This window comes from Amycolatopsis sp. SID8362 (assembly GCF_010550475.1).
Classification (GTDB): domain Bacteria; phylum Actinomycetota; class Actinomycetes; order Mycobacteriales; family Pseudonocardiaceae; genus Amycolatopsis; species Amycolatopsis eburnea.
This window is the reverse complement of sequence record NZ_JAAGNB010000734.1, coordinates 1-20,808: the sequence shown is the minus strand read 5'-3', so window position 1 is coordinate 20,808 and position 20,808 is coordinate 1. Positions and strand designations below refer to the sequence as shown.

At 70.4% G+C, this 20,808-nt stretch carries 15 protein-coding genes; 10 read left to right on the top strand and 5 right to left on the bottom strand.

Features of this window, described 5'->3' with window-relative positions; translation table 11 throughout:
* The first annotated feature begins 9 nt into the window (after window positions 1-9).
* The 3 genes from G3I65_RS22430 to G3I65_RS22420 all read left to right on the top strand — a co-directional run bounded on the left by G3I65_RS22430 (window position 10) and on the right by G3I65_RS22420 (window position 3,948).
* The gene (locus tag G3I65_RS22430) at window positions 10-1,365 is read left to right on the top strand and encodes an RICIN domain-containing protein (RefSeq protein ID WP_160697846.1); all 1,356 of its coding nucleotides are present in this window, start codon (window positions 10-12) and stop codon (window positions 1,363-1,365) included.
* Between the two features lie 68 nt (window positions 1,366-1,433).
* A complete protein-coding gene (locus G3I65_RS22425; protein ID WP_160697845.1) occupies window positions 1,434-2,453 on the top strand; it encodes a LacI family DNA-binding transcriptional regulator in 1,020 nt (339 codons plus the stop codon).
* Window positions 2,454-2,490: 37 nt separating this feature from the next.
* Window positions 2,491-3,948 (top strand): arabinofuranosidase catalytic domain-containing protein, encoded by a 1,458-nt coding sequence (locus G3I65_RS22420; protein WP_375336706.1) that lies wholly within the window; start codon window positions 2,491-2,493, stop codon window positions 3,946-3,948.
* 546 nt (window positions 3,949-4,494) lie between these two features.
* Here the strand turns inward: G3I65_RS22420 and G3I65_RS22415 are convergent.
* The 3 genes from G3I65_RS22415 to G3I65_RS22405 form a co-directional block, all read right to left on the bottom strand.
* The gene (locus G3I65_RS22415; RefSeq protein WP_160697844.1) at window positions 4,495-5,736 is read right to left on the bottom strand and encodes a PHB depolymerase family esterase; all 1,242 of its coding nucleotides are present in this window, start codon (window positions 5,734-5,736) and stop codon (window positions 4,495-4,497) included.
* 96 nt (window positions 5,737-5,832) lie between these two features.
* Window positions 5,833-7,458: a ricin-type beta-trefoil lectin domain protein gene (locus tag G3I65_RS22410; RefSeq protein ID WP_160697843.1), complete on the bottom strand. Its 1,626-nt coding sequence runs from the start codon at window positions 7,456-7,458 to the stop codon at window positions 5,833-5,835.
* A 22-nt stretch (window positions 7,459-7,480) separates the two neighbouring features.
* Complete coding sequence (locus G3I65_RS22405) at window positions 7,481-8,830, bottom strand: glycoside hydrolase family 43 protein (protein ID WP_160697842.1); 1,350 nt, start codon at window positions 8,828-8,830, stop codon at window positions 7,481-7,483.
* Between the two features lie 256 nt (window positions 8,831-9,086).
* Between G3I65_RS22405 and G3I65_RS22400 the strand changes: the two genes are divergently transcribed.
* The 4 genes from G3I65_RS22400 to G3I65_RS22385 are packed head-to-tail and all read left to right on the top strand — an operon-like array spanning window position 9,087 to window position 16,382.
* Window positions 9,087-11,054: an alpha-L-fucosidase gene (locus G3I65_RS22400; protein ID WP_160697841.1), complete on the top strand. Its 1,968-nt coding sequence runs from the start codon at window positions 9,087-9,089 to the stop codon at window positions 11,052-11,054.
* A gap of 25 nt (window positions 11,055-11,079) precedes the next feature.
* Entirely contained in the window at window positions 11,080-13,452 is a 2,373-nt protein-coding gene (locus G3I65_RS22395) for a ricin-type beta-trefoil lectin domain protein (RefSeq protein ID WP_160697840.1), read from the top strand.
* A 28-nt stretch (window positions 13,453-13,480) separates the two neighbouring features.
* Complete coding sequence (locus tag G3I65_RS22390) at window positions 13,481-14,947, top strand: arabinofuranosidase catalytic domain-containing protein (protein ID WP_160697839.1); 1,467 nt, start codon at window positions 13,481-13,483, stop codon at window positions 14,945-14,947.
* Window positions 14,948-14,975: 28 nt separating this feature from the next.
* On the top strand, window positions 14,976-16,382 hold the full coding sequence (locus tag G3I65_RS22385; RefSeq protein ID WP_160697838.1) for an endo-1,4-beta-xylanase: 1,407 nt from the start codon (window positions 14,976-14,978) through the stop codon (window positions 16,380-16,382).
* Between the two features lie 323 nt (window positions 16,383-16,705).
* On the opposite strand, the gene G3I65_RS22380 is transcribed toward G3I65_RS22385, so the two are convergent.
* Window positions 16,706-18,157 carry a non-reducing end alpha-L-arabinofuranosidase family hydrolase gene (locus tag G3I65_RS22380; RefSeq protein ID WP_160697837.1) on the bottom strand — a complete coding sequence of 484 codons (1,452 nt, stop codon included), beginning with the start codon at window positions 18,155-18,157 and terminating at the stop codon, window positions 16,706-16,708.
* 133 nt (window positions 18,158-18,290) lie between these two features.
* Entirely contained in the window at window positions 18,291-18,902 is a 612-nt protein-coding gene (locus G3I65_RS22375; protein ID WP_160697836.1) for a TetR/AcrR family transcriptional regulator, read from the bottom strand.
* Between the two features lie 71 nt (window positions 18,903-18,973).
* On the opposite strand from G3I65_RS22375, the gene G3I65_RS22370 reads away from it, so the two are divergent.
* From G3I65_RS22370 to G3I65_RS22360, 3 genes are all read left to right on the top strand, one after another.
* Window positions 18,974-19,846, top strand: a complete 873-nt coding sequence (locus tag G3I65_RS22370; protein ID WP_160697835.1) for an NAD(P)H-binding protein — start codon at window positions 18,974-18,976, stop codon at window positions 19,844-19,846.
* Between the two features lie 9 nt (window positions 19,847-19,855).
* The gene (locus G3I65_RS22365; protein WP_160697834.1) at window positions 19,856-20,233 is read left to right on the top strand and encodes a MerR family transcriptional regulator; all 378 of its coding nucleotides are present in this window, start codon (window positions 19,856-19,858) and stop codon (window positions 20,231-20,233) included.
* 106 nt (window positions 20,234-20,339) lie between these two features.
* Window positions 20,340-20,808: alcohol dehydrogenase catalytic domain-containing protein (locus G3I65_RS22360; protein WP_160697833.1), on the top strand; the 469-nt coding region annotated here is incomplete at its 3' end.

The following is a 20,808-nucleotide window of genomic DNA, read 5'->3' as shown; positions in this document are numbered from 1 at the left end:
GCGCACGCGATGAGGTTCAGACGTCTGCTCACGTCGGCCGCGATCGGGGCGCTGCTGATGACGCCCGCGATCGGCACCGCCCAGGCCGCCGTCCCCCGTGCGGCGGCGGCGGCGGGCACCGCGGGGTGCGGGACCGCTCCCGGCCTGGCCAGCGGTAGTCACACGATCTCCAGCGGCGGCCAGAACCGCAGCTACATCCTGCGGGTGCCGTCGAACTACGACAGCTCCCACCCGTACCGGCTGTTCGTCGGGCTGCACTGGCGCGGGGGCACGGCCAACGACGTCGACTCCGGCGGGACCGACGGCTACAACTGGTCCTACTACGGGCTCCGGCGCCTCGCCGACAGCGCGGGCAACACCACGATCTTCGTGGCGCCCCAGGGCAACGGCAACGGCTGGGCCAACCCGGGCGGCCAGGACGTCACCTTCATCGACGACCTGCTGAGGCAGCTCGAGTCGGCGTTGTGCGTCGACACCTCGCAGGTGTTCGCGGGCGGCTTCAGCTACGGCGGCGCCATGAGCTACGCGCTCGCCTGCGCCCGGCCGACGGTCTTCCGCGCGGTCGCCGTCTACTCCGGGGCCAACCTCAGCGGCTGCAGCGGCGGCACCCAGCCGGTCCCGTACATCGGCATGCACGGCATCGGGGACAACGTCCTGCCCATCGCGTCCGGCCGTGCGCTGCGCGACCAGTTCGTCCGGAACAACGGGTGCACGCCGCAGAACCCGCCGGAGCCGTCGAGCGGCAGCCACACCCACATCGTCACGGCGTACGCCGGCTGCCGGGCCGGGTACCCGGTGGTCTGGGCCGCGTTCGACGGCGGCCACGACCCCGGCCCGCGCGACGGGTGCACCTGCAGTGGCTGGCAGACCTGGACGTCGGGCGAGGTGTGGAAGTTCTTCACGCAGTTCGACTCGTCGACCCCGCCGTCCGGCTCGCCGGTGCAGGTCGGGGTGAACTACACCCTGGCGGCCGAGCACAGCGGCAAGCTCCTGGACATCAGCGGCGTCTCGACCGCGGCCGGCGCCCTGCTGCAGCAGTGGACGGCCACCGGCGGGCAGAACCAGCAGTTCGACTTCCTCGACTCCGGCGACGGCTACTACCGCGTCCGGGCCCACCACAGCGGCCTGGTGCTCCAGGTGGCAGGCTCGGGCACCGGCGCGGACATCAGCCAGCAGCCGGACTCCGGGGCCGCCGCGCAGCAGTGGCGCGTGGTCGACCTCGGCGGCGGGGTGATCGGCCTGGTCAGCCGCCTGAGCGGGCTGACGATGGACGTGTGGGGCGCCTCGACCGCCGACGGCGCGCGGATCTCCCAGTGGACGGCCACCGGAGGGGCCAACCAGCGGTTCCGGGTCCAGCGCGCCTGAATTCGCGCTGCCCGGCGGTATCCTCCAACGAGCCCTTGCAGAGACAACGAAGTCTTGGGAGAGCGAACGTGTCGTCCGTCGAGTTGCCCCAGCTCCGTCCGACCCTGGCCGACGTCGCGCGGGCGGCCGGGGTGTCGACCGCCACCGCGTCCCGCGTGCTCAACGGCTTTCCCCGGGTCCGGCCGAAAACGCGCAAGCAGGTGGAGTCCGCGATGTCGGCTCTCGGGTACGCCCGGCAGAGAGCCGCGCGGGCGACCGCCGGACGCACCGGCTCGGTCGCGCTGGTCGTGTGCGAGGAGGTGCTGCGGCTGTTCGCCGATCCGTTCTTCGCCCGCATCTCGGCCGGCGCGGGGAAGGAGCTGACCGAGGCCGGCCTGCAGCTCGTGCTGCTCACCGTGCCCGCGACGGAGAACTACCAGGCCCCGGTGCTGCGGTACCTCGACGGCGGCCACGTCGACGGGGCCCTCGTCGTCGGCATGCACGGCCGCCGTCCGCTCGACCTGGACTGGCTCGGCATCCCGGTGGTGTTCGGCGGCCGCCCGGTCGGCGGCGGGGGCTGCTCGTCGTACGTCGACGTGGACAACCGGGGTGGTGCGCAGCGGGCCACCCAGCGCCTCATCGACGCCGGACGGCGCACCGTGGCGACCATCGCCGGCCCCCAGGACATGACCGCGGGGGTGGACCGGCTGCTCGGCTACCGGCAGGCGGTGGTGGGCGCCGGCCAGGCTGACCGCGGCCTGGTGGTGTTCGGGGACTTCGGCCAGGCGTCCGGCGAGCACGCCACCACCCGGCTGCTGGACCGCAGGCCGCACGTCGACGCCATCTTCGCCGCCTCCGACATGATGGCGGTCGGTGCGATGCGGGCGCTGCACCGCGCCGGCCGCCGGGTGCCCGGCGACGTGGCCGTCATCGGGTTCGACGACCTGCCGATCGGCCGCCGGACGGACCCGCCGCTCACCACCGTCCGCCAGCCGATCGAAGAGATGGGCGCCCGGATGACGGGCGAGCTGCTCGCGATGCTCGGCGGCTCGGCGGCGCCCCGCTGTGCCGTGCTGGACACCAAGCTCATCCTGCGCGCGACCGCTTGACCATTGCTGTTAGCGCTAACATTCCGAAGGAGAACCCGTGACCAATCGAGTCAACCCGGTGCGCGCCGTCCTGGTGCTGGCCGCGGTGCTGGCGGCCGCGCTGACCGGCGCGGCACCGGCGTCCGCGGCGACGACGACCCTCACGAGCGTGGCGTCGGGGCGGTGCCTGAACGTGAAGGGTGGCGTCGACACGGCGGGCACGGCGCTGGAGATCCGGGACTGCACCGGTCAGGCGAGCCAGGCCTTCGAGTTCACCTCCGCCGGGGAGCTGCGGGCGATGAGCGGCACGCGGTGCGTGGACGCCTACGGCAACCAGACGGCGCCGGGGACGGCGGTGATCATCTGGACGTGCACCGGCGGGGCGAACCAGCAGTGGCGGCAGAACTCCGACGGGACGGTCACCGGGGTCCAGTCGGGGCTGTGCCTCGACGTGAACGGCGCCGCGACGGCCAACGGCACCGCGGTCATCCTCTGGACGTGCCACGGCCAGAGCAACCAGCGGTGGACCACCGGCAGTTCGGTGCCCACCGGCACGGGTCCGTGCGACATCTACGCGTCGGGCGGGACGCCGTGCATCGCCGCGCACAGCACGGTTCGCGCGCTCTACGGCGCCTACAGCGGCAACCTGTACCAGGTCCGGCGCGCGTCCGACAACGCGACGCGCGACATCGGCGTCGTGGCGGCGGGCGGTGCCGCGGACGCCGCGGGCCAGGACTCGTTCTGCGCCAACACGTCCTGCGTCACGACGGTCGTCTACGACCAGTCCGGGCGGGGGAACGACCTGTGGTACCAGGGATCGAGCGTGGTTCCGGGCTCCAGCCAGAGCAGCCCGGCGAAATCGACCACGGAGTCGCTGACGATCGGCGGCCGGAAGGCCTATTCGCTGTACATCAACCCGGGCAACAGCTACTGGCGCGACGGCCACCTGACCGGCGTGCCCACCGGCAGCGCGCCCGAGGGCATGTACATGGTGACCAGCGGAACGCACGTCAACAGCGGCTGCTGCTTCGACTACGGCAACAGCGAAACGACCCGCAAGGCCGACGCCGCCGGCGCGATGGACGCCCTCAACTTCGGCAAGCAGTGCTGGTTCGGCGGCTGCTCCGGCACCGGCCCGTGGGTCCAGGCCGACCTCGAGTGGGGCCTGTACCCCGGCGGCAGCCAGACGTGGAACCCGAACCAGCGGGCGTTCGGCAGCAAGTTCGTCACGGCGGTGCTGAAGAACAACGGCACCTCGCGCTTCGCGATCAAGGGCAGCGACGCCCAGTCCGGCAGCTTGACGACCCTGTGGGACGGCAACCTCCCGAACGGCTACAGCCCGATGAAGAAGCAGGGCGCGATCGTGCTGGGCAGCGGTGGTGATTGCTGCAAGCCGGGCGGCGGCGCGAACTTGAGCGCGGGGACGTTCTACGAAGGGGCGATGGTGGCGGGTTATCCGTCGGATGCGACGGAGAGCGCGGTACAGGCGAACGTCGTCGCGGCGGGGTACCGCTGAGGCTCTGTTCCGGGGAGAGCCGAACGCCCGGGCCGCGCTGGACGGCCCGGGCGTTCGGCTTGCCGGGTCAGCGAAGGTGACTGCCTGGGCGCTCTGGCGAAGTCAGGCCGGAGCGGCCGGCCCTGGGGCGGTCGGCCCCCGGCAAAGTCGGGCAGCACGGCCGATCCGCCCATCCGAGATGTCATGAAAGGGTCGTTCATCTCGCCAGACGACATGAATGACCCTTTCATGACATCCCGGCGACGCCGGGCAGACCACGCGGCCGGCCTGCGGCCGGTCACCGGCTCGCCGGCGCGACTTTGCCGGACCCCTGACCCGAGACGTAGTGAATGACTCATTCATGTCGTCCGACGACATGAATGAGTCATTCATGACACCGCAGCTCGCCGCGACGCCGCCGATGTGGGTGACCGGTCACGAGGCAATCCCGTGCTCCTGACCGAACCTCAACGCGGCAACCAGCGCGGCTACTGAGAAAACCCCAATGTGGCGTTGGGTGCGTCCGGGACCAGCGCGAACTTGACCGTGGGGACGTTCTGCGAAGGGTCAGCGGACGGAACAGGCAGCGCCGTTGAGCGCGAAGGCCGTCGGCGCGGCCGGGTCGCCCGTGTGGGTGGCCTGGAAGCCGATCGTGGTCGAGGCGTTCGGGGCGAGGACCGGGTTGTAGGCGGCGTTGCGCGCCGTCACCTGGCCCGAGGCGGGGGCGTAGGTGGCGCCCCAGCCCGACGTGATCCGCTGGCCGGCCGGCAGGGTGAAGGCGAGGGACCAGCCGTCGATCGGCGCGCTGCCGGTGTTCGTGATGGTGATGTTCTCCGTCAAGCCGGTGTTCCACGCGGACACGGTGGCCGCGACCGCGCACGAGCCGGCCGGGTCCGTGACCGTGCCGGTCAGCCCGAAGAACGCGATGGCACGGGCGGCCATGCCGGTGGAGGGCAGGCTGTGCCCGGCGCCTTCGATGCTGTACGCCTCCACGGTGTCGCCGTACCGGCGGCGCTGCCAGCCGGGCTGCGGGGTGTCAGTGGCCGTCGGTGTCTGGCTCAGTCCGAAGACATCCGTCCACTGCTCGATCTCCTCCTGCAGCAGCGAGTAGGGCACCAGGGTGTCGGCGGTGCCGTGCCACAGCTGGACGCGCGGACGGAGGCCGCTGTAGCCCGGGTACGCCTGGCGGACGGCGTCGCCCCACTGCTGCGGGGTCCGGTTCATGCTGCCGCCGGTGCACTTGCTGGTGCCCGGCGGGTAGTCCGCGGCGCCGGCGAAGCAGTCGAAGGGCACGCCCATGAAAGCCGCGCCGGCCCGGAACACGTCGGGGTAGAGGGCGAGCATTTCGTTGGTCATCATGCCGCCGGAGGAGGAGCCGGTGGCGAACACCCGGTCCGGGTCGGCGCCGTAGTGCTGTTCGGCGTAGGTCACCATCGAAACGATCGAGACCGGGTCACTGCCGCCGCCGCGGTGCTTGGCCGCGTCGGACCACGTGTCGAAGCACTTCCCGAAGCCGGCCTCCTGCTCGGCGCTGGGGTAGATGACGAGGAACCCGTACCGGTCGGCCAGCGACGCGAATTCGCTGCCCGAGTAGAAGCCGGGGCCCGAGCCGCCGCAGCCGTGCATGGCGACCACGACCGCCGGTCGGGCGGGGTGCGAGTCGGGCACGTAGACGTGCATGCGCATCCCGCCCGGGTTGTCGCCGAAGCCGGTCACCTCCACGAGGGAAGCGGCCGCCGCGGGCGGGGCGGCGATCCCCGTGACGGCGAGCAACAGAACGGCGGCGAGCGTGGTTTTCAGTCCGGCCATCGTGGTTCTCCTTCCATCGGTTCGGACGCACCCATGTGGCCTTCGGTGCGTCAGACGCACCGAAGGCCACCTTGGGGCGCTTCCGCCGGGGAGGCGTCAGACGCGGCTCCACCGCTGGTTCGCCTGCCCGTTGCAGCTCCACAGGATCGCGTGCGTCCCGTTAGCGGTGGCCGCCCCTTCGGCGTCCAGGCACAGTCCGGAATGGACGTTCCGCACCGACCCGTCCGCGCCGAACGTCCACTTCTGGTTGTCCTGCCCGGTGCACGGCCAGCTGATCACCCGCGTGCCGTTGGTGGTGCCCTGGTGGTCGGCGTCGAGGCACTTGTCGCCGAACACGCGCACTTCGCCGTTCGCCCAGCTGGTCCACAGCTGGTTCGCCGCGGTCTGGCAGTCCCAGATCAGCGTGCCCGCGCCGGCTGCTGTCGACGCGTTATCGACGTCGAGGCAACGCCCGGAACCCGCCCCGCGCAGGCGGGACGTCGTGGCGGCCAGCGGGGTGCCGCCGGACACCCGGTACGCCGCGGCGCCGTGGGCGGGCACGCTCGCGCTGATCGCGCCGCCGGTCGAGGACGTCGCGCCGGTCCAGAGGTCGGTCAGGGTGAACGCCGTGCCGGACAGTCCGATCTGCGCCGCGGTCGTGCTCACCGTGGCCGTGGCGCCGCCGCGGTTGAGCAGCCCGACCGCGACCGAGCCGTCGGACAGGGGCTTGGCGAAGACCTCGACGTCGCCGTCGTCGCGGACGCGGCGGCCGCCCGCGCCGAGCTGGTCCTGGTCGACCGCCAGCAGCCGCGGGTTGCGCAGCACCGCGCTGATGTCGGCCGACATCGTGCGGATGTCGTTGCCCGCCATCAGCGGCGCCGCCATGAGCGCCCACAGGGTGAAGTGCGCGCGGGATTCGGTCAGGGACAGCCCGGGCCTGCCGACCACGAGCATGTCCGGGTCGTTCCAGTGGCCGGGGCCGGCCTGCGCGGCCAGCGGGGCGGTGACGTCGAGGACGTTGCCCACGCCCATCGGGTAGCTGTTGGTGTTGCCGTTCTGCCAGATGTCGAGGAGGTCCTCGGTGGTGCGCCAGAGGTCCGCGACCTGGCCCCAGTCGTACTTGTCGCCGGTGATGGCGTGGTAGCTGTTGGGGTTGATGCTGTAGACGATCGGGCGCCCGGTGGCGCGCACCGCGTCGCGCATCACCGAGAACCGGGCGACCTGCTCGTCGCGCGTGCCGGCGGGGGAGCACCAGTCGTACTTGAGGTAGTCCACGCCCCAGGACGCGAACGTGCGGGCGTCCTGGGCCTCGTGCCCCTGGCTGCCGGTGGACCCGGGGTAGGTACCGGTCCGCTGGGCGCAGGTCCGATCGGTCGGCACCTGGTAGATGCCGAACTTCAGGCCCCGGCTGTGGATGTAGTCGCCCAGCGCTTTCATGCCGTTCGGGAACTTCGACGCGTTGGCGCGCAGCGCGCCCTGGGAGTCGCGTTGCGGGTCGAACCAGCAGTCGTCGACGACGACGTACTGGTAGCCCGCGTCCTTCATCCCCGACGAGACCATCGCATCGGCCGCCTGGCGGACGGCGGTCTCGGTGACGCCGCAGCCGAAGCTGTTCCAGCTGTTCCAGCCCAGCGGCGGGGTCAGCGCCGGGCTGCCGGGCGCGGCCGTGGCGGTCGTCGGGACGGTGACCACGGCCAGTGCGGCGGCCGCGGCGGTGAGCAGGTGGCGCAGTCGAACGGGCATCGTCGCCCCTTTCCGGGAGTCGTCAGGCGGCGAACTGCCACCAGTTCACGTTGAACAGGTAACCGCTGCCGCCGGTGAACCGGAGGTACAGGTCGTGGGTCCCGGTGGCTCCGCTGACCGGGCAGGACACGCTCGTCCACGTCTGCCAGCCGCCGGTGCCCCCGACGGTGCAGGTGCCGGCCAGGGTGCCGCCGGTGCTGTCCAGCCGCAGCTCGATCCGCCCGCCGGCCGCCGCTGAGGCGACCCGCGCGGTGAAGGACCGGGCGCCGGCACCGAACGCGGCGCCCTTGACCTTGATCCAGTCCCCGTTCTCGAGGTAGCCGACGTTCATCCCGCCTTCGCTGGACGGCTCGGTCTCCACGCCGGACTCCCAGGCGATCGTCTCCGCTTCCTGCCGCGTGTACGGGTTGAGCGTCCCGACTTGCGGTGCTCCGGTCGTGGTCATGTTGATCGTCGGGATCGAGCCGTCGGCGTTGTAGGCGAACTTCTCCACGGCCACCGAGCGCGTGTAGCCACCGCCGCCCGGCAAAGCGCCGTTGTGGTAGAAGAAGTACGAACCGCCGTTGAAGTCGATCACGCCCGGGTGGTTGGTGAAGCTGCTGCCCTGGGTGGGCATGACCGTCCCGCGGTAGGTCCACGGCCCGGTGGGGCCGGGCGCGGTCGAGTAGCCGATGAACTCGGAGCAGCACTTCGCCGCGAAAACGTTGTAGTACAAGCCGTTGCGCTTGTAGACCCAGGGCCCTTCCTCGAACAGCGTCGGCCGGCTCGTGTTTCCCGTGCGCGTGCCGAACCCGGCCGTGGTGAGCGGGATCTGGGTGACCGCGCCGGAGTAGGAGATCATGTCGGGGTTCAGCTTCACGTACCACAGGTGCGGGTTGCCCCAGTACAGGTAAGCCTGCCCGTCGTCGTCGACGAACACGGTGGGGTCGAACTCGCCGTTGGCGACGAGCGGGTGCCCGAGCGCGTCGCTGAACGGCCCGGTCGGGCTGTTCGACACGGCCACGCCGATGCCCATGGCGCCGGTCGCCCGGACCGTCATCGGGACGTACCAGTAGAACTTGCCGTTCCGGTACACGGTCTGGCCGGCCCACGCGTTGGCGCTCGCCCAGGTGAAGCTGGCCAGGTTCAGCGGTGATCCGTGGTCGGTCCAGTTCACCATGTCCGCCGACGACCACACCCGCCATTCCTTCATGGTGAAGGTCGTCGAGGCGTCTTCGTCGTGGCCGGTGTAGAGGTAGACGCGGCCGTTGTACACCAGCGGCGCCGGATCGGCGGTGTAGATCGTCTGGATGATCGGGTTGTCCGCCGCGGCGACGGCCGGGAACAGCCCGAGCGCGCACAACAGTGCGACGACGAGGGTGACGACTTTCACGGGTGCTCCTTCGATTTGCGGTCGCCGTTGCGCGCGCTCCGAGGCCAGGCGAGGAGCAGTTTGGCACGCCGATGTTCACGCTCACAAGCATTTGCCGCAGCGCGTGAAAGTTACACCTCCGCCCGTGCGGTTCACGCTGGGAGTTCGGCGCGTTCCCCGTTTCCCGCCCCGGGAAAGGCTTGACCGCCGGCCTCGCGCGAGCCTACACAGAACGTGTTAGCGCTAACTTATTTCGGCTCCGAGGAGGCTCCCCGACATGCCCGAGTTCAGCCGTCGCACAGCACTGGGCCTGATCACGGTGGGTGGCGCGGCGGCGGCCGGTCTCCTGCGCGGGGGCATCGCCGCCGCCACCGCCGGGCCGAGCAGCTACACGCCTGCCTGGTCGTCGGTCGACCAGCACCCGCCCGCCGCGGAGTGGTTCCAGGACGCCAAGTTCGGCATCTACTTCCACTGGGGCGTCTTCAGCGTCCCCGCGTTCGGCAACGAGTGGTACCCGCGCAACATGTACATCAGCGGGTCCAGCGAGAACAACCACCACAAGGCCGTCTACGGCGACCCGTCGGCGTGGCCGTACCACAACTTCGTCAACGGGGCCCGCGACAAGGCAGGCAACTGGGTGCAGTTCGCGCCGAAGCTCAAGTCCGCGGGCGGGAACTTCGACCCGGCGGAGTGGGCGCAGCTGTTCGCCGACGCCGGCGCGAAGTTCGCCGGACCGGTCGCCGAGCACCACGACGGCTTCTCCATGTGGAACAGCGCCGTCAACGAATGGAACTCCGTCGCCAAGGGGCCGCGGCTGGACCTCGTGCGGCTGCACGCCGACGCGATCCGCGCCCGGGGCCTGAAGTTCATGGTGTCGCTGCACCACGCCTACCACTTCACCGGCTACTACGACCACGTGCCCGCGCAGTCGGACGCGAGCCTGCGCAAGCTGTACGGCCAGCTGGGTTCGGCGGCGGAAAACCAGCTCTGGTACGACAAGCTGGCCGAGGTGATCGACGGCTACCAGCCCGACCTGCTGTGGCAGGACTTCAACCTGTCCCGCGTCGACGAGTCCCGGCGGCTGAACTTTCTTGCGTACTACTACAACAAGGCCGTCGCGTGGAACAAGGACGTCGTCGCGACCTACAAGGACGGGTTGAACAACCGCGGCGAGGTCTTCGACTTCGAGCGCGGCGGCCCGGGGGACATCCAGAACCCGTACTGGCTGACCGACGACAGCATCTCCAGCTCCAGCTGGTGCTACACGACCGGCATCGGCTACTACTCGATGAAGGCGATGCTGCACTCGCTGATCGACCGCGTCAGCAAGAACGGCACCATGCTGCTCAACATCGCGCCGATGGCCGACGGCACCATCCCGTCGGGGCAGCGGACGATCCTGCTCGGCATCGGCGACTACCTCGGCCGGTTCGGCGAGTCGATCTACGCCACCCGCGCGTGGTCGGCGTACGGCGAGGGCCCGACGCAGATGGGCGGCGGCTCCTTCACGACGCCCCGCGAGGGCACCAACCGCGACATCCGGTTCACCCGCAGCAAGGACAACACCGTCCTGTACGCCACGGTCATGGGCTGGCCGAGCGGCACGCTGGACATCACGACGCTCGGCTCGGGCCGGATCAACCTCGGCTCGCTGAAGTCCGTGCAGCTGCTCGGGTCCACGGCCGGGTCGTACACCGACCTGCCCGACCGCACCCAGGACGGCTCCGGGCTGCACGTCCGGCTGCCCTCGATGCCGTTCAGCGCCCCGGCGTACGTGGTGAAGCTGACGTTCTCCGGCCAGATCCCGGCACTGGGCTCGGGTCCGGTCCCCACGAGCTGGGTGCGGATCGCCAACGTCACGACCGGCCTCGTGCTCGACAGCGGCGGGAACGTCGCGGCCGGGTCGGTGCTCAAGCAGTGGTCCTACGACGGCTCGACCAACCTGCACTGGCAGCTGGTCGACCTGGGCACCGGCTATTACCGGATCGTCAACCGCACCAACGGCATGGTCGCCGACAGCGCCGGCCGCACCGGCAACGGCGTCAACGCCGTGCAGGCCGCGTGGACCGGGAGCGACAACCAGCAGTGGCGGCTCGCGGCGCTCGGCAACGGGCGCTACCAGATCGTCAACAAGGCCACCGGCACCGCGCTCGACGGCGCGGGCAGCACGACGGCCGGCTCGGCCGTGGTCCTGTGGGCCCCGAACGGCAGCACCAACAACCAGTGGACCGTCACGGCCGTCTGATCCCCTTCGTCGGAAGAGAGCTGCCATGTTCAGAACCCTGCTGCGGCTGGTGGTCGCCACCGTCGTCCTGGCCGCCGGCGTGGTGGCCGCCACCGCGCCGGCCGAGGCCGCCACGTCCATCACGATCGACGGCGGGTCGGCCGGGCGCACGTTCGACGGCGTCGGCGCGGTCAGCGGCGGTGGCGGCAACAGCCGCCTGCTGATCGACTACCCCGAGCCCCAGCGCGGCCAGATCCTCGACTACCTCTTCAAGCCCGGCTACGGCGCCGCGCTGCAGATCCTCAAGGTGGAGATGGGCGGCGACACCAACTCGACCAGCGGGGCGGAACCCAGCCACGCGCACTTCCGCGGTGACCTCGACTGCAACCGCGGGTACGAGTGGTGGATCATGGAGCAGGCCAAGGCACGCAACCCCGGCATCAAGCTGGTGGGCCTGCCGTGGGGCGCGCCGGGCTGGATCGGCAACGGCACGTTCTTTTCCAGCGACCTGACCGCTTACTACCTTTCGTGGCTCGGGTGCGCGAAGCAGCACGGGCTCACCATCGACTACCTCACCAGCGTCCAGAACGAGAAGCAGTGGAGCGCGGACTGGACCGTGACGCTGCGCAACGCGCTCAACGCCAACGGGTACAGCGCGGTCAAGGTAATCTCCGGCGACTCGTGGCCGGGGGACTGGGGACCCGCGAGCGCGATCTCGACCAACACGGCCTACCGCAACGCGACCGACGTCCTCAGCGCCCACTACACCTGCGGCTACCTCAGCGCGCAGACGTCGTGCAGCGTCCCCTCGAGCGTCACCGGCACCGGCAAGACGTTGTGGTCCAGCGAGAACGGCTCCCAGGACTACAACGACGGCGCCAAGCCGCTGGCCCGCGGCATCAACCGCGTCTACCTCGACGGCAAGATGACCGCCTACCTCAACTGGGACCTCATCGCCGCCACCACGCCGAACATCCCGTGGCCGACGGTGGGGCTGGTGCTGGCCAACCAGCCGTGGTCGGGGTACTACTCGGTCGGCAAGGACGCCTGGGCGCTGGCGCACACCACGCAGTTCACCGCGCCCGGCTGGAAGTACCTCGACTCGGCCAGCGGGTACCTCGGCGGGAACCGCGCCAACGGCAGCTACGTCTCGCTGAGGTCCCCGAGCACCGGTGACTACAGCACGGTCATCGAGACGATGGACGCGACGTCGGCCCAGACGCTGAACCTGAACGTCACCGGCGGGCTGTCGACCGGCCAGGTGCACGTGTGGGCGACCAACCTCAACTCGAACAACTCCGCGGACTTCTTCAAGCACACGACCGACATCACGCCGTCCGGAGGCGCGTTCTCCCTGACCGCCCAGCCCGGTTACCTGTACACGATCACGACCACCACCGGGCAGGGCAAGGGCACCGCGACCAGCCCGTCGCAGGGCTCGCTGAACCTGCCCTACAGCGACGACTTCGACGGGTACGCGACCGGCAAGGAAGCCAAGTACCTGATGGACATGGAGGGCGCCTTCGAGACGTCCGCGTGCGGGGCCGGCCGCGCGGGTACCTGCGTCCGCCAGGCCGCGCCGCAGAAGCCGATCCCCTGGAAGAAGTTCGTCGACCCCTACGCGTTGCTGGGCAACGTGGCCTGGAGCAACTACACGGTCAACGCGGACGTGCTGCTCGAGAAGTCCGGGTCGGTCCAGCTGCTCGGCCGCGTCGGCTCGCAGGACACCGGCAACCAGGGCGCGGTGAACGCGTACTACCTGCGGATCAGCGACACCGGCGCGTGGTCGATCCAGCGCAACAACACCAGCCAGCAGGTCACGACGCTGCGCAGCGGCACGACGGCCGGGCTCGGCACGAACAGCTGGCACAAGCTGTCGCTGGGCTTCGCCGGCAGCACGATCACCGCGTCCGTCGACGGGACCGTGCTCGGGACCGTCACCGACTCGACCTTCCCGGCCGGCCAGGTCGGGATCGGCGCGAGCACGGGGGAGACCGCCCAGTTCGACAACCTCGCCGTGACCGGCTCGGGCGGCGGGTCGACGTCGGTGCTGCGCAACACCGGCGCCGGCCGCTGCCTGGATGTCCCGAACGTGTCCCAGACGAACGGCACGCAGGTCACGCTGTGGGACTGCAACGGCGGCGGGAACCAGCAGTGGACACTCACGTCCGGGAAGCAGCTGCAGGTGTACGGCGCGAAGTGCCTCGACGCGGAGGGCGCGAGCACGGCGGCCGGCACGCGAGCCATCATCTGGGACTGCACGGGCGGCACGAACCAGCAGTGGAACGCGAACGCCGACGGCACGATCACGGGTGTCCAATCAGGACTGTGCCTCGGCCCGAACGGCACCGCGAACAGCGCGCCGGTGACCCTGCAGGCGTGCACGGGCAGCGACGCCCAGAAGTGGGCACGGAGCTGACAGTGTTTCCTCCGGACAAAGGAGTTCGATGAAAGCACGATGGAGAAAGTCGCTGCAGACGACGGGAGCCGCGGTGGCGCTCGCCGCCGGGGCGCTGGCCGGCCCGGCCGTACCGGCGCAGGCCGCCACCCAAGGGCCGTGTGACCTCTACGCCGCCGGTGGCACGCCGTGCGTGGCGGCGCATTCCACCACCCGGGCGTTGTACGGGGCCTACAATGGCGCGCTGTACCAGGTCCGGCGGGCCTCGGACAACGCCACGCGGGACATCGGCGTCCTGAGCGCGGGCGGCGTCGCGAACGCGGCGACGCAGGATTCCTTCTGCGCCGGCACGACCTGCCTGATCACCGTCATCTACGACCAGTCCGGCCGCGGCAACCACCTCACGCAGGCCCCGCCGGGCGGGTTCTCCGGCCCGGCCGCCGGCGGGTACGACAACCTCGCCAACGCGGCGGCCGCCCCGATCACCGTCGGCGGGCAGAAGGCGTACGGCGTGTTCGTGGCTCCCGGCACCGGGTACCGGAACAACAACGCCACCGGCACCGCGACCGGCGACCAGCCGGAGGGCATGTACGCGATCTTCGACGGCACGCACTACAACGGCGGCTGCTGCTTCGACTACGGCAACGCCGAGCGCAACAGCCGCGACAACGGCAACGGCACGATGGAGGCCATCTACTTCGGCAACATCAAGGTGTGGGGTTACGGCGCCGGGAACGGCCCGTGGATCATGGCCGACCTCGAGAACGGCCTGTTCTCCGGGATCAACCAGCGCTACAACGCCAACGACCCCTCCATCAGCCACCGCTACCTGACCGCGATCATCAAGGGCGGCCCCAACCACTGGGCCATCCGCGGCGGCAACGCGCAGTCCGGCGGCCTGTCGACCTTCTACGACGGCGCCCGCCCCAACGTGTCCGGGTACAACCCGATGCGCAAGGAAGGCGCGATCATCCTCGGCACCGGGGGCGACAACAGCATCGGCTCCGCGGGGACGTTCTACGAAGGCGTGATGACCTCGGGTTATCCGTCCGACGCCACGGAGAACGCGGTGCAGGCCAACATCACCGCGGCCGGGTACGGCACCGGCGGCAGCGGCACCACCACCGGCCCGCTGCACGCGGTCGGCGCCGGCAAGTGCCTCGACGTCCCGGGATCCACCACCACCCAGGGCACCCAGCTGCAGATCTACAGCTGCTCCGGGCAGGCGAACCAGACGTGGACCCGCACGTCGTCGAACCAGCTGACGGTGTCCGTCGGCGGGCAGACGCTCTGTCTGGACGCGTCGGGCAACGGGACCAGTGCCGGGACGAAGGTGGTGACCTGGTCCTGCAACGGCGGGGCCAACCAGCAGTGGACCGTCAACTCCAACGGCACGGTCACCGGCGCGCAGTCCGGGCTGTGCCTGGACGTGACGAGCGCGTCGACGGCCAACGGCGCGCTGGTCGAGCTGTGGACGTGCAACGGCGGCAGCAACCAGCAGTGGACGCTCGGTTGAGCACCTTCGACGAAGGAACGAGGTTGTGATGAGAACCAGCCTGACCCGGTGGCGCGCCGCGCTCGCCGCCACCGGCCTCACAGTCGCTTCCCTGGTGCTGGTGCCCGGCACCGCCGGCGCGGCGAGCACCCTCGGCGCCGCGGCGGCGGCGAGCGGCCGGTACTTCGGCGCGGCGATCTCCACGAGCCACCTCGGCGAAGCGGCGTACGTGAACACGTGGACGGCCGAGTTCAACGGCGTCACCCCGGAAAACGAGATGAAGTGGGCCACGGTCGAGCCGAACCGGAACCAGTTCAACTTCGGCCCGGGGGAGCAGATCGTCAGCCAGGGCCGCAGCAAGGGCATGAAGATCCGCGGGCACACGCTGGTCTGGCACGGGCAGCTCGCCGGGTGGGTGAGCGGCCTGGACGCGAGCAACCTGCGGTCGGCGATGGAGAACCACATCAGCCAGGTGGCCGGCCACTGGAAGGGCCAGCTCTACGCGTGGGACGTCGTCAACGAGGCGTTCGAGGAGAACGGCACCCGGCGGCAGTCGGTGTTCCAGCAGAAGCTCGGCGACGGCTACATCGAGGACGCCTTCCGCACGGCCCGCACGGCCGACCCGAACGCCAAGCTCTGCTACAACGACTACAACACCGACGGGGTCAACGCGAAGAGCACCGGGATCTACAACATGGTCCGGGACTTCAAGAGCCGCGGCGTGCCGATCGACTGCGTGGGCTTCCAGAGCCACCTGAGTTCGAGCTCCAACCTGAGCAGCTACCAGTCGAACCTGCAGCGCTTCGCCGACCTCGGGGTCGACGTCCAGATCACCGAGCTGGACGTCGGCGGCTCGGGTTCCGGCCAGGCGAACGTGTACCGGCAGGTCACGCAGGCGTGCAAGGCGGTGTCCCGCTGCACCGGCATCACGGTCTGGGGCGTCACGGACAAGTACTCGTGGCGCTCGGGTGACACGCCACTGCTGTTCGACGGCAACTACGGCAAGAAGCAGGCCTACACGGCGGTCCTCGACGTGCTCAACGGCGGCGGCGGCGGAGGTGGTGCCGCGCTGCGTGCGGTCGCCGCGAACCGCTGCCTGGACGTGCCGAACTCGTCGACGACGGCGGGTACCGCACTGCAGATCTGGGACTGCCACAGCGGAACCAACCAGCAGTGGACCCGCACGAGCGGCGGGGCGTTGACCGTGTACTCGGGTGCTTCCCAGCGCTGCCTGGACACCGCGGGCGGCGGCACGGCGGCGGGTACGGCCGCGGTGATCGCGAACTGCACCGGCGGCAACGGCCAGAAGTGGACGTCGAACGCCAACGGCACCCTCACGAACGGGCAGTCGGGTCTCTGCCTGGACGTGACCGGCGCGGCGACCGCCAATGGAACCGCCGTGATCGTGTGGACCTGCAACGGTGGGAGTAACCAGCAGTGGAGCGGGCCCGCGTAGGTCCGCCGCGTTTGTCAAAACTGGCCGGCCGCACGGCATCCCGAGTGGGGTGCCGTGCTGCCGGCTGTTTTGCGTGCCCGCGGCGATGGTCGCGGTGGTTGGTGCCGTCGGTTCTGACCGCGGCCGTTCGGTCGGGACTTCTCCGCGCCCGGCGGCCTGCGGGTGGCGCCGCTCGGCGCCGTGTCCGGCCCTGGCTGTGCGCGCGCCCGCGGCGGCGGTGCGTGTCGCCAGCACCGGCCAGACCGTCCGCGGCAAGAGAAGGACCCCAGCCGGCGGGCGGCTGGGGTCCTCCTCGTGACAGGCGTCAAGCAGCGAGTGCCAAGCTAGCGCTGCAGCGTCAGCACACCCGGCCGCCACGGCAGCTGGTCGTACGGACCGCTCGCGGACGGGGACTTGCCCTGGTAGAGCAGTTGCAGGTTGCACGGGTCGACCGTCATGGTCTGGTCCGGGTTGGTGCGGACCAGATCGCCGTGGCTGATGTCGTTCGTCCAGCTCGCGCCGCTGTTGGCCTTGCCCGCGAAGGGGTTGCTTTCGCTGGTGGCCTGCGGCGTCCACGAACCGCTCAGGCTGCTCGCCGTGTACGACCGGAAGTAGCGCCCGTTCGCGCCGATCGACTCGACGATCATGAGGTACTGGTTCTGGCCCTGGACCTTGTAGACCTGGACCGCTTCGAACAGGTTGTTCGTCGAGTCGCTCATGACGGTCGTGTAGTTCGAGCCGAAGCTGCCGGGGAAGTTCCCGAGCGGCATGCTCGCCCGGTAGATCTTGCCGTTGTCACCGGCGAAGAACAGGTACATGTTCGACCCGTCGGCGATCAGCGTCTGGTCGATCGGCCCGGTGCCGGAGCCGGAGATGCTGCCGGTGAACAGCGGCTGCGGCGAGGACCAGCCGTTGGGGTTGGTGGGGTCGCTCGACGTCCGGTAGATGAACGGCCACGCGCCCCACTGGTAGGCCAGCACCCAGATGTTCTTGGGCGCGAAGTAGAACAGCGTGGGCGCCACCGTGCCCTGGTTCATCCCCGTCTGGCCGGCCGATGCCATGTCGGACCAGTTCGTGAAGGGCGTGAAGGCCATCGAGCCGTAGGTGGAGCCCGAGACGTTCGACGCGTAGACGAGGTGCTTGCCGTTGTAGACGACGTTGGTGAAGTCCTTGAGCGAGACCCACCCGTTCTTCGGCGTCGCCAGCACGCCGGTCGACGACCAGCGGTAGGACGAGGGCAGGGAGCAGCCGCTGCCGGTGGGGGTCGTGGTCGTGGTCGGTGTGGCCGACAGGCCGGTCCACTTCTGGTTGCTGCCGCCGTTGCACGTCCAGAGCTGCACCGCGGTGCCGTTGGCCGTGCCGGCGCTGGCGACGTCCAGGCAGAGCCCGGACTGCGTCCCGACCACGGTTCCGTCCGCGTTCACCCGCCACTGCTGGTTGGCGCCGCCGTGGCAGGTCCAGATCTGCACCCGGGTGCCCGCGGTGGTCGCGCTGCCCGGCACGTCCAGGCACTTGCTGCCGAACACGGTCAGCTGGCCGCTCGAGGTCGCCGTCCACTGCTGGCCGGAACCGCCCCAGCAGTCGTAGATCTGCAGGGCGGTGCCGTCGGTCTGACTGGCGTTCGGCACGTCCAGGCAGCGGCCGGAACCGACCCCGCGCAGGGAGCCGGTGACGTCGGCCATCGCCGGCCCGGCGCCCAGCGTCACCGCGACCGTCGTCGCCGCCGTGACCGTGCCCGCGGCGGCGAGTGCGGCGATCCGGGATCGGCGCCTTCGGCTGACACTTCTTCTGTCCATCGTGAACTTCTCCCAGCCCGTTGCGAGACGACTGTTATCGCTAACATAAGCCGGGTCAGCCTGAGCTGTAGGCGGAAGAGTTGTCAATCTTCGCCGCCGGGTTCGGACACTGGACCGGTCGAGTTCGTGAAAGTTACACGGGCAGGACGCGGTGGAGGAGCCGCCGGATCCGGTCGAGGTCGACCTCGCTCGCCAGGTCGGCTCGCGACGGCAGTTCGTCCGTGAGCGGCTCGATCCCGAACAGCAGGCGGGGGAGCGTCGGGTGGATCGCGACGCCGACCAGCTCGTCCGCCACGCTCGCGGCCTCGCCGTCCGGGAGCCCGAACGCGGTCACCAGGTCGGCGGCGAGGTTGCCGGTGGTGACCCCGAAGAGGACGTCGAAGAGTCCCGCCGCCAGTTCCGGCAGCCGGTCGGCCTCGCCGATGCCGAGCCGGACCATCCTCCCGACCGAAGACCAGCGCAACAGCTGCACGAAGCGCCCGCAGTACCGCACGATCGCCTCCGCGGGCTGCTCGGCGTAGTCGGCGGGGGTGCCTATCCGGTCGGCGAACAGGGTGCGGACGCGGTCGACGACCGCGTGGAACAGCGCGTCCTTGGTCGGGAAGTGCGCGTACAGGGAGCGCTTCGACGTTTCCGCGCGCGCCGCGATCGCGTCCATGGAGGTCCGTTCGAAGCCGGTCTCCAGGAACGCGAGCTTCGCCGTGTCGAGGATGTGTTCGCGCAGCGCTTCCCCGCGTCGGGCCATGGCGTCCCACCTAAAGTATACGGTACAGTGTAGTTTACTTTGGTTCTTCGTGCTGACGGGAGTCATCATCCATGATCGTGATCACCGCCCCGACCGGCCGGATCGGCAGCAAGCTCGTCGCGACGCTGCTGACGCGGGACGAGCCGGTCCGCCTCGTCGTCCGGGACCCCGCCAAGCTGCCCGCCGAGGCGCGGGAACGAGCGGAGGTGGTCGTCGGGTCGCACCGCGATCCCGACGTCCTGGACCGGGCCCTCGACGGCGCCGACGCGTTGTTCTGGCTGATGCCGGCGGACGCGACGGCGAGCAGCCCGTACGAGGCGTACGTGACCGCGTCGATCCCGGGCGCCGACGCCGTGGTGCGGCACGCCGTGCCCCGGGTCGTCGTCGTCTCGGCGCTCGGGCGCGGCTCGCGGATCTACGCCGGGCACGTCTCGGCCTCGCACGCGATGGAGGACCTGTTCCGCAGCACCGGCGCCCACCTGCGCGCGCTCGCGCTGCCGACGTTCATGGACAACATCCTCCGCCAGGTGACGACGCTCGAGAACGGCGTCCTCCCCGGCACGCTCCCCGCGGACTTCAAGATGCCGTGGATCGCGACGAAGGACATCGCCGCGCTCGCCGCCGGGTACCTCCTCGACCACACCTGGACCGGGCAGCAGTCGGTCGAGTCCCGCGGCGGCGAGGACCTTTCGTACCAGGACATCACCGAGATCCTCGGCGACGTCCTCGGCAAGCCGATCCGCTACGAACTCACCGAACGCGCCGCCGTCCGGCGGTTCCTCACCGGGCGCGGTGTCTCCGAGGCGATGGCGCGGTCCATGATGGACATGGACGTCGCCGGGGAGCGCGGCATCAACAACGCCACACCGCGCACGGCCGGGAACACCACGCCGACCACCTTCCGCGAATTCGCCGAAGAGACCCTCAAGCCCGCGCTGACGTAGGCTTCGGACATGCGAATCGGTGAGCTGTCCCGGCGCACGGGCGTGAGTTCGCGTTCCCTGCGGTACTACGAAGAGCAGGGCTTGCTGACCAGTTCGCGCTCCGGCGCGGGGCAGCGGCACTACGCCGATTCCGCGGTCGAGCGCGTCTCGCTCGTCCGGCAGCTGTTCGACGCGGGCCTGTCCAGCCGGGTGATCGCGACCGTGCTGCCGTGCGTGGAAAGCCCCGACGACCCCGCGGTCGCCGAGGAGGCGTTCGCGACGATGACGCGCGAGCGTGACCGCATCGACGGCGAGATCGCGCGCCTGACCGAGTCCCGCGACGCGCTCGACGTGGTGCTCGCGGCCAACAGCCGGCACCGCGCGGAGCTGGTCGCCCGCTCGGCTTGACGCTGTGACCCGCGCCTCAGCCGGTTGCCCCTGACACCGGTGTCAGCGGTCAGCATGGCCGCAGGGCCCGGAAACACCGGGCCCGGCATCCGGAAGGCGGCGGAAAATGGGACAGGCGTGGGGTTTCAGCGGGTACGGCGGGCCAGAGGTGCAGGAGTTCTTCGAGCGCCCCGATCCCGCCCCCGGCCCCGGTGAGGTGCTGATCCGGGTCGACGTCGCCGGCGTGAACCCCCTCGACCACCTCCTGCGCGCGGGGCTGGTGCCCGGCCTCGACGGCGGGCGCCCGTTCCCCCGCGTGCTGGGCATGGAGGCGGCGGGGACCGTGCTCGCCCTCGGCGAAGACGTCGAGGGGCTCGAGGTGGGTGACGCGGTCTTCGGCTTCGCCCTCACCGGCGGCGGCACGTACGCCGAGACGACGGTGCTGTCGGCGGCGAACACCGCGCGCATCCCGGCGGGGCTGTCCGCGACGGTGGCGGCGACGCTGCCGGTGGCGGGCACGACCGCGGTGGACGCGCTCGACCAGCTCGGCCTGCCGTCCGGCGCCACGATCCTGGTCAACGGCGTCGGCGGCGGAG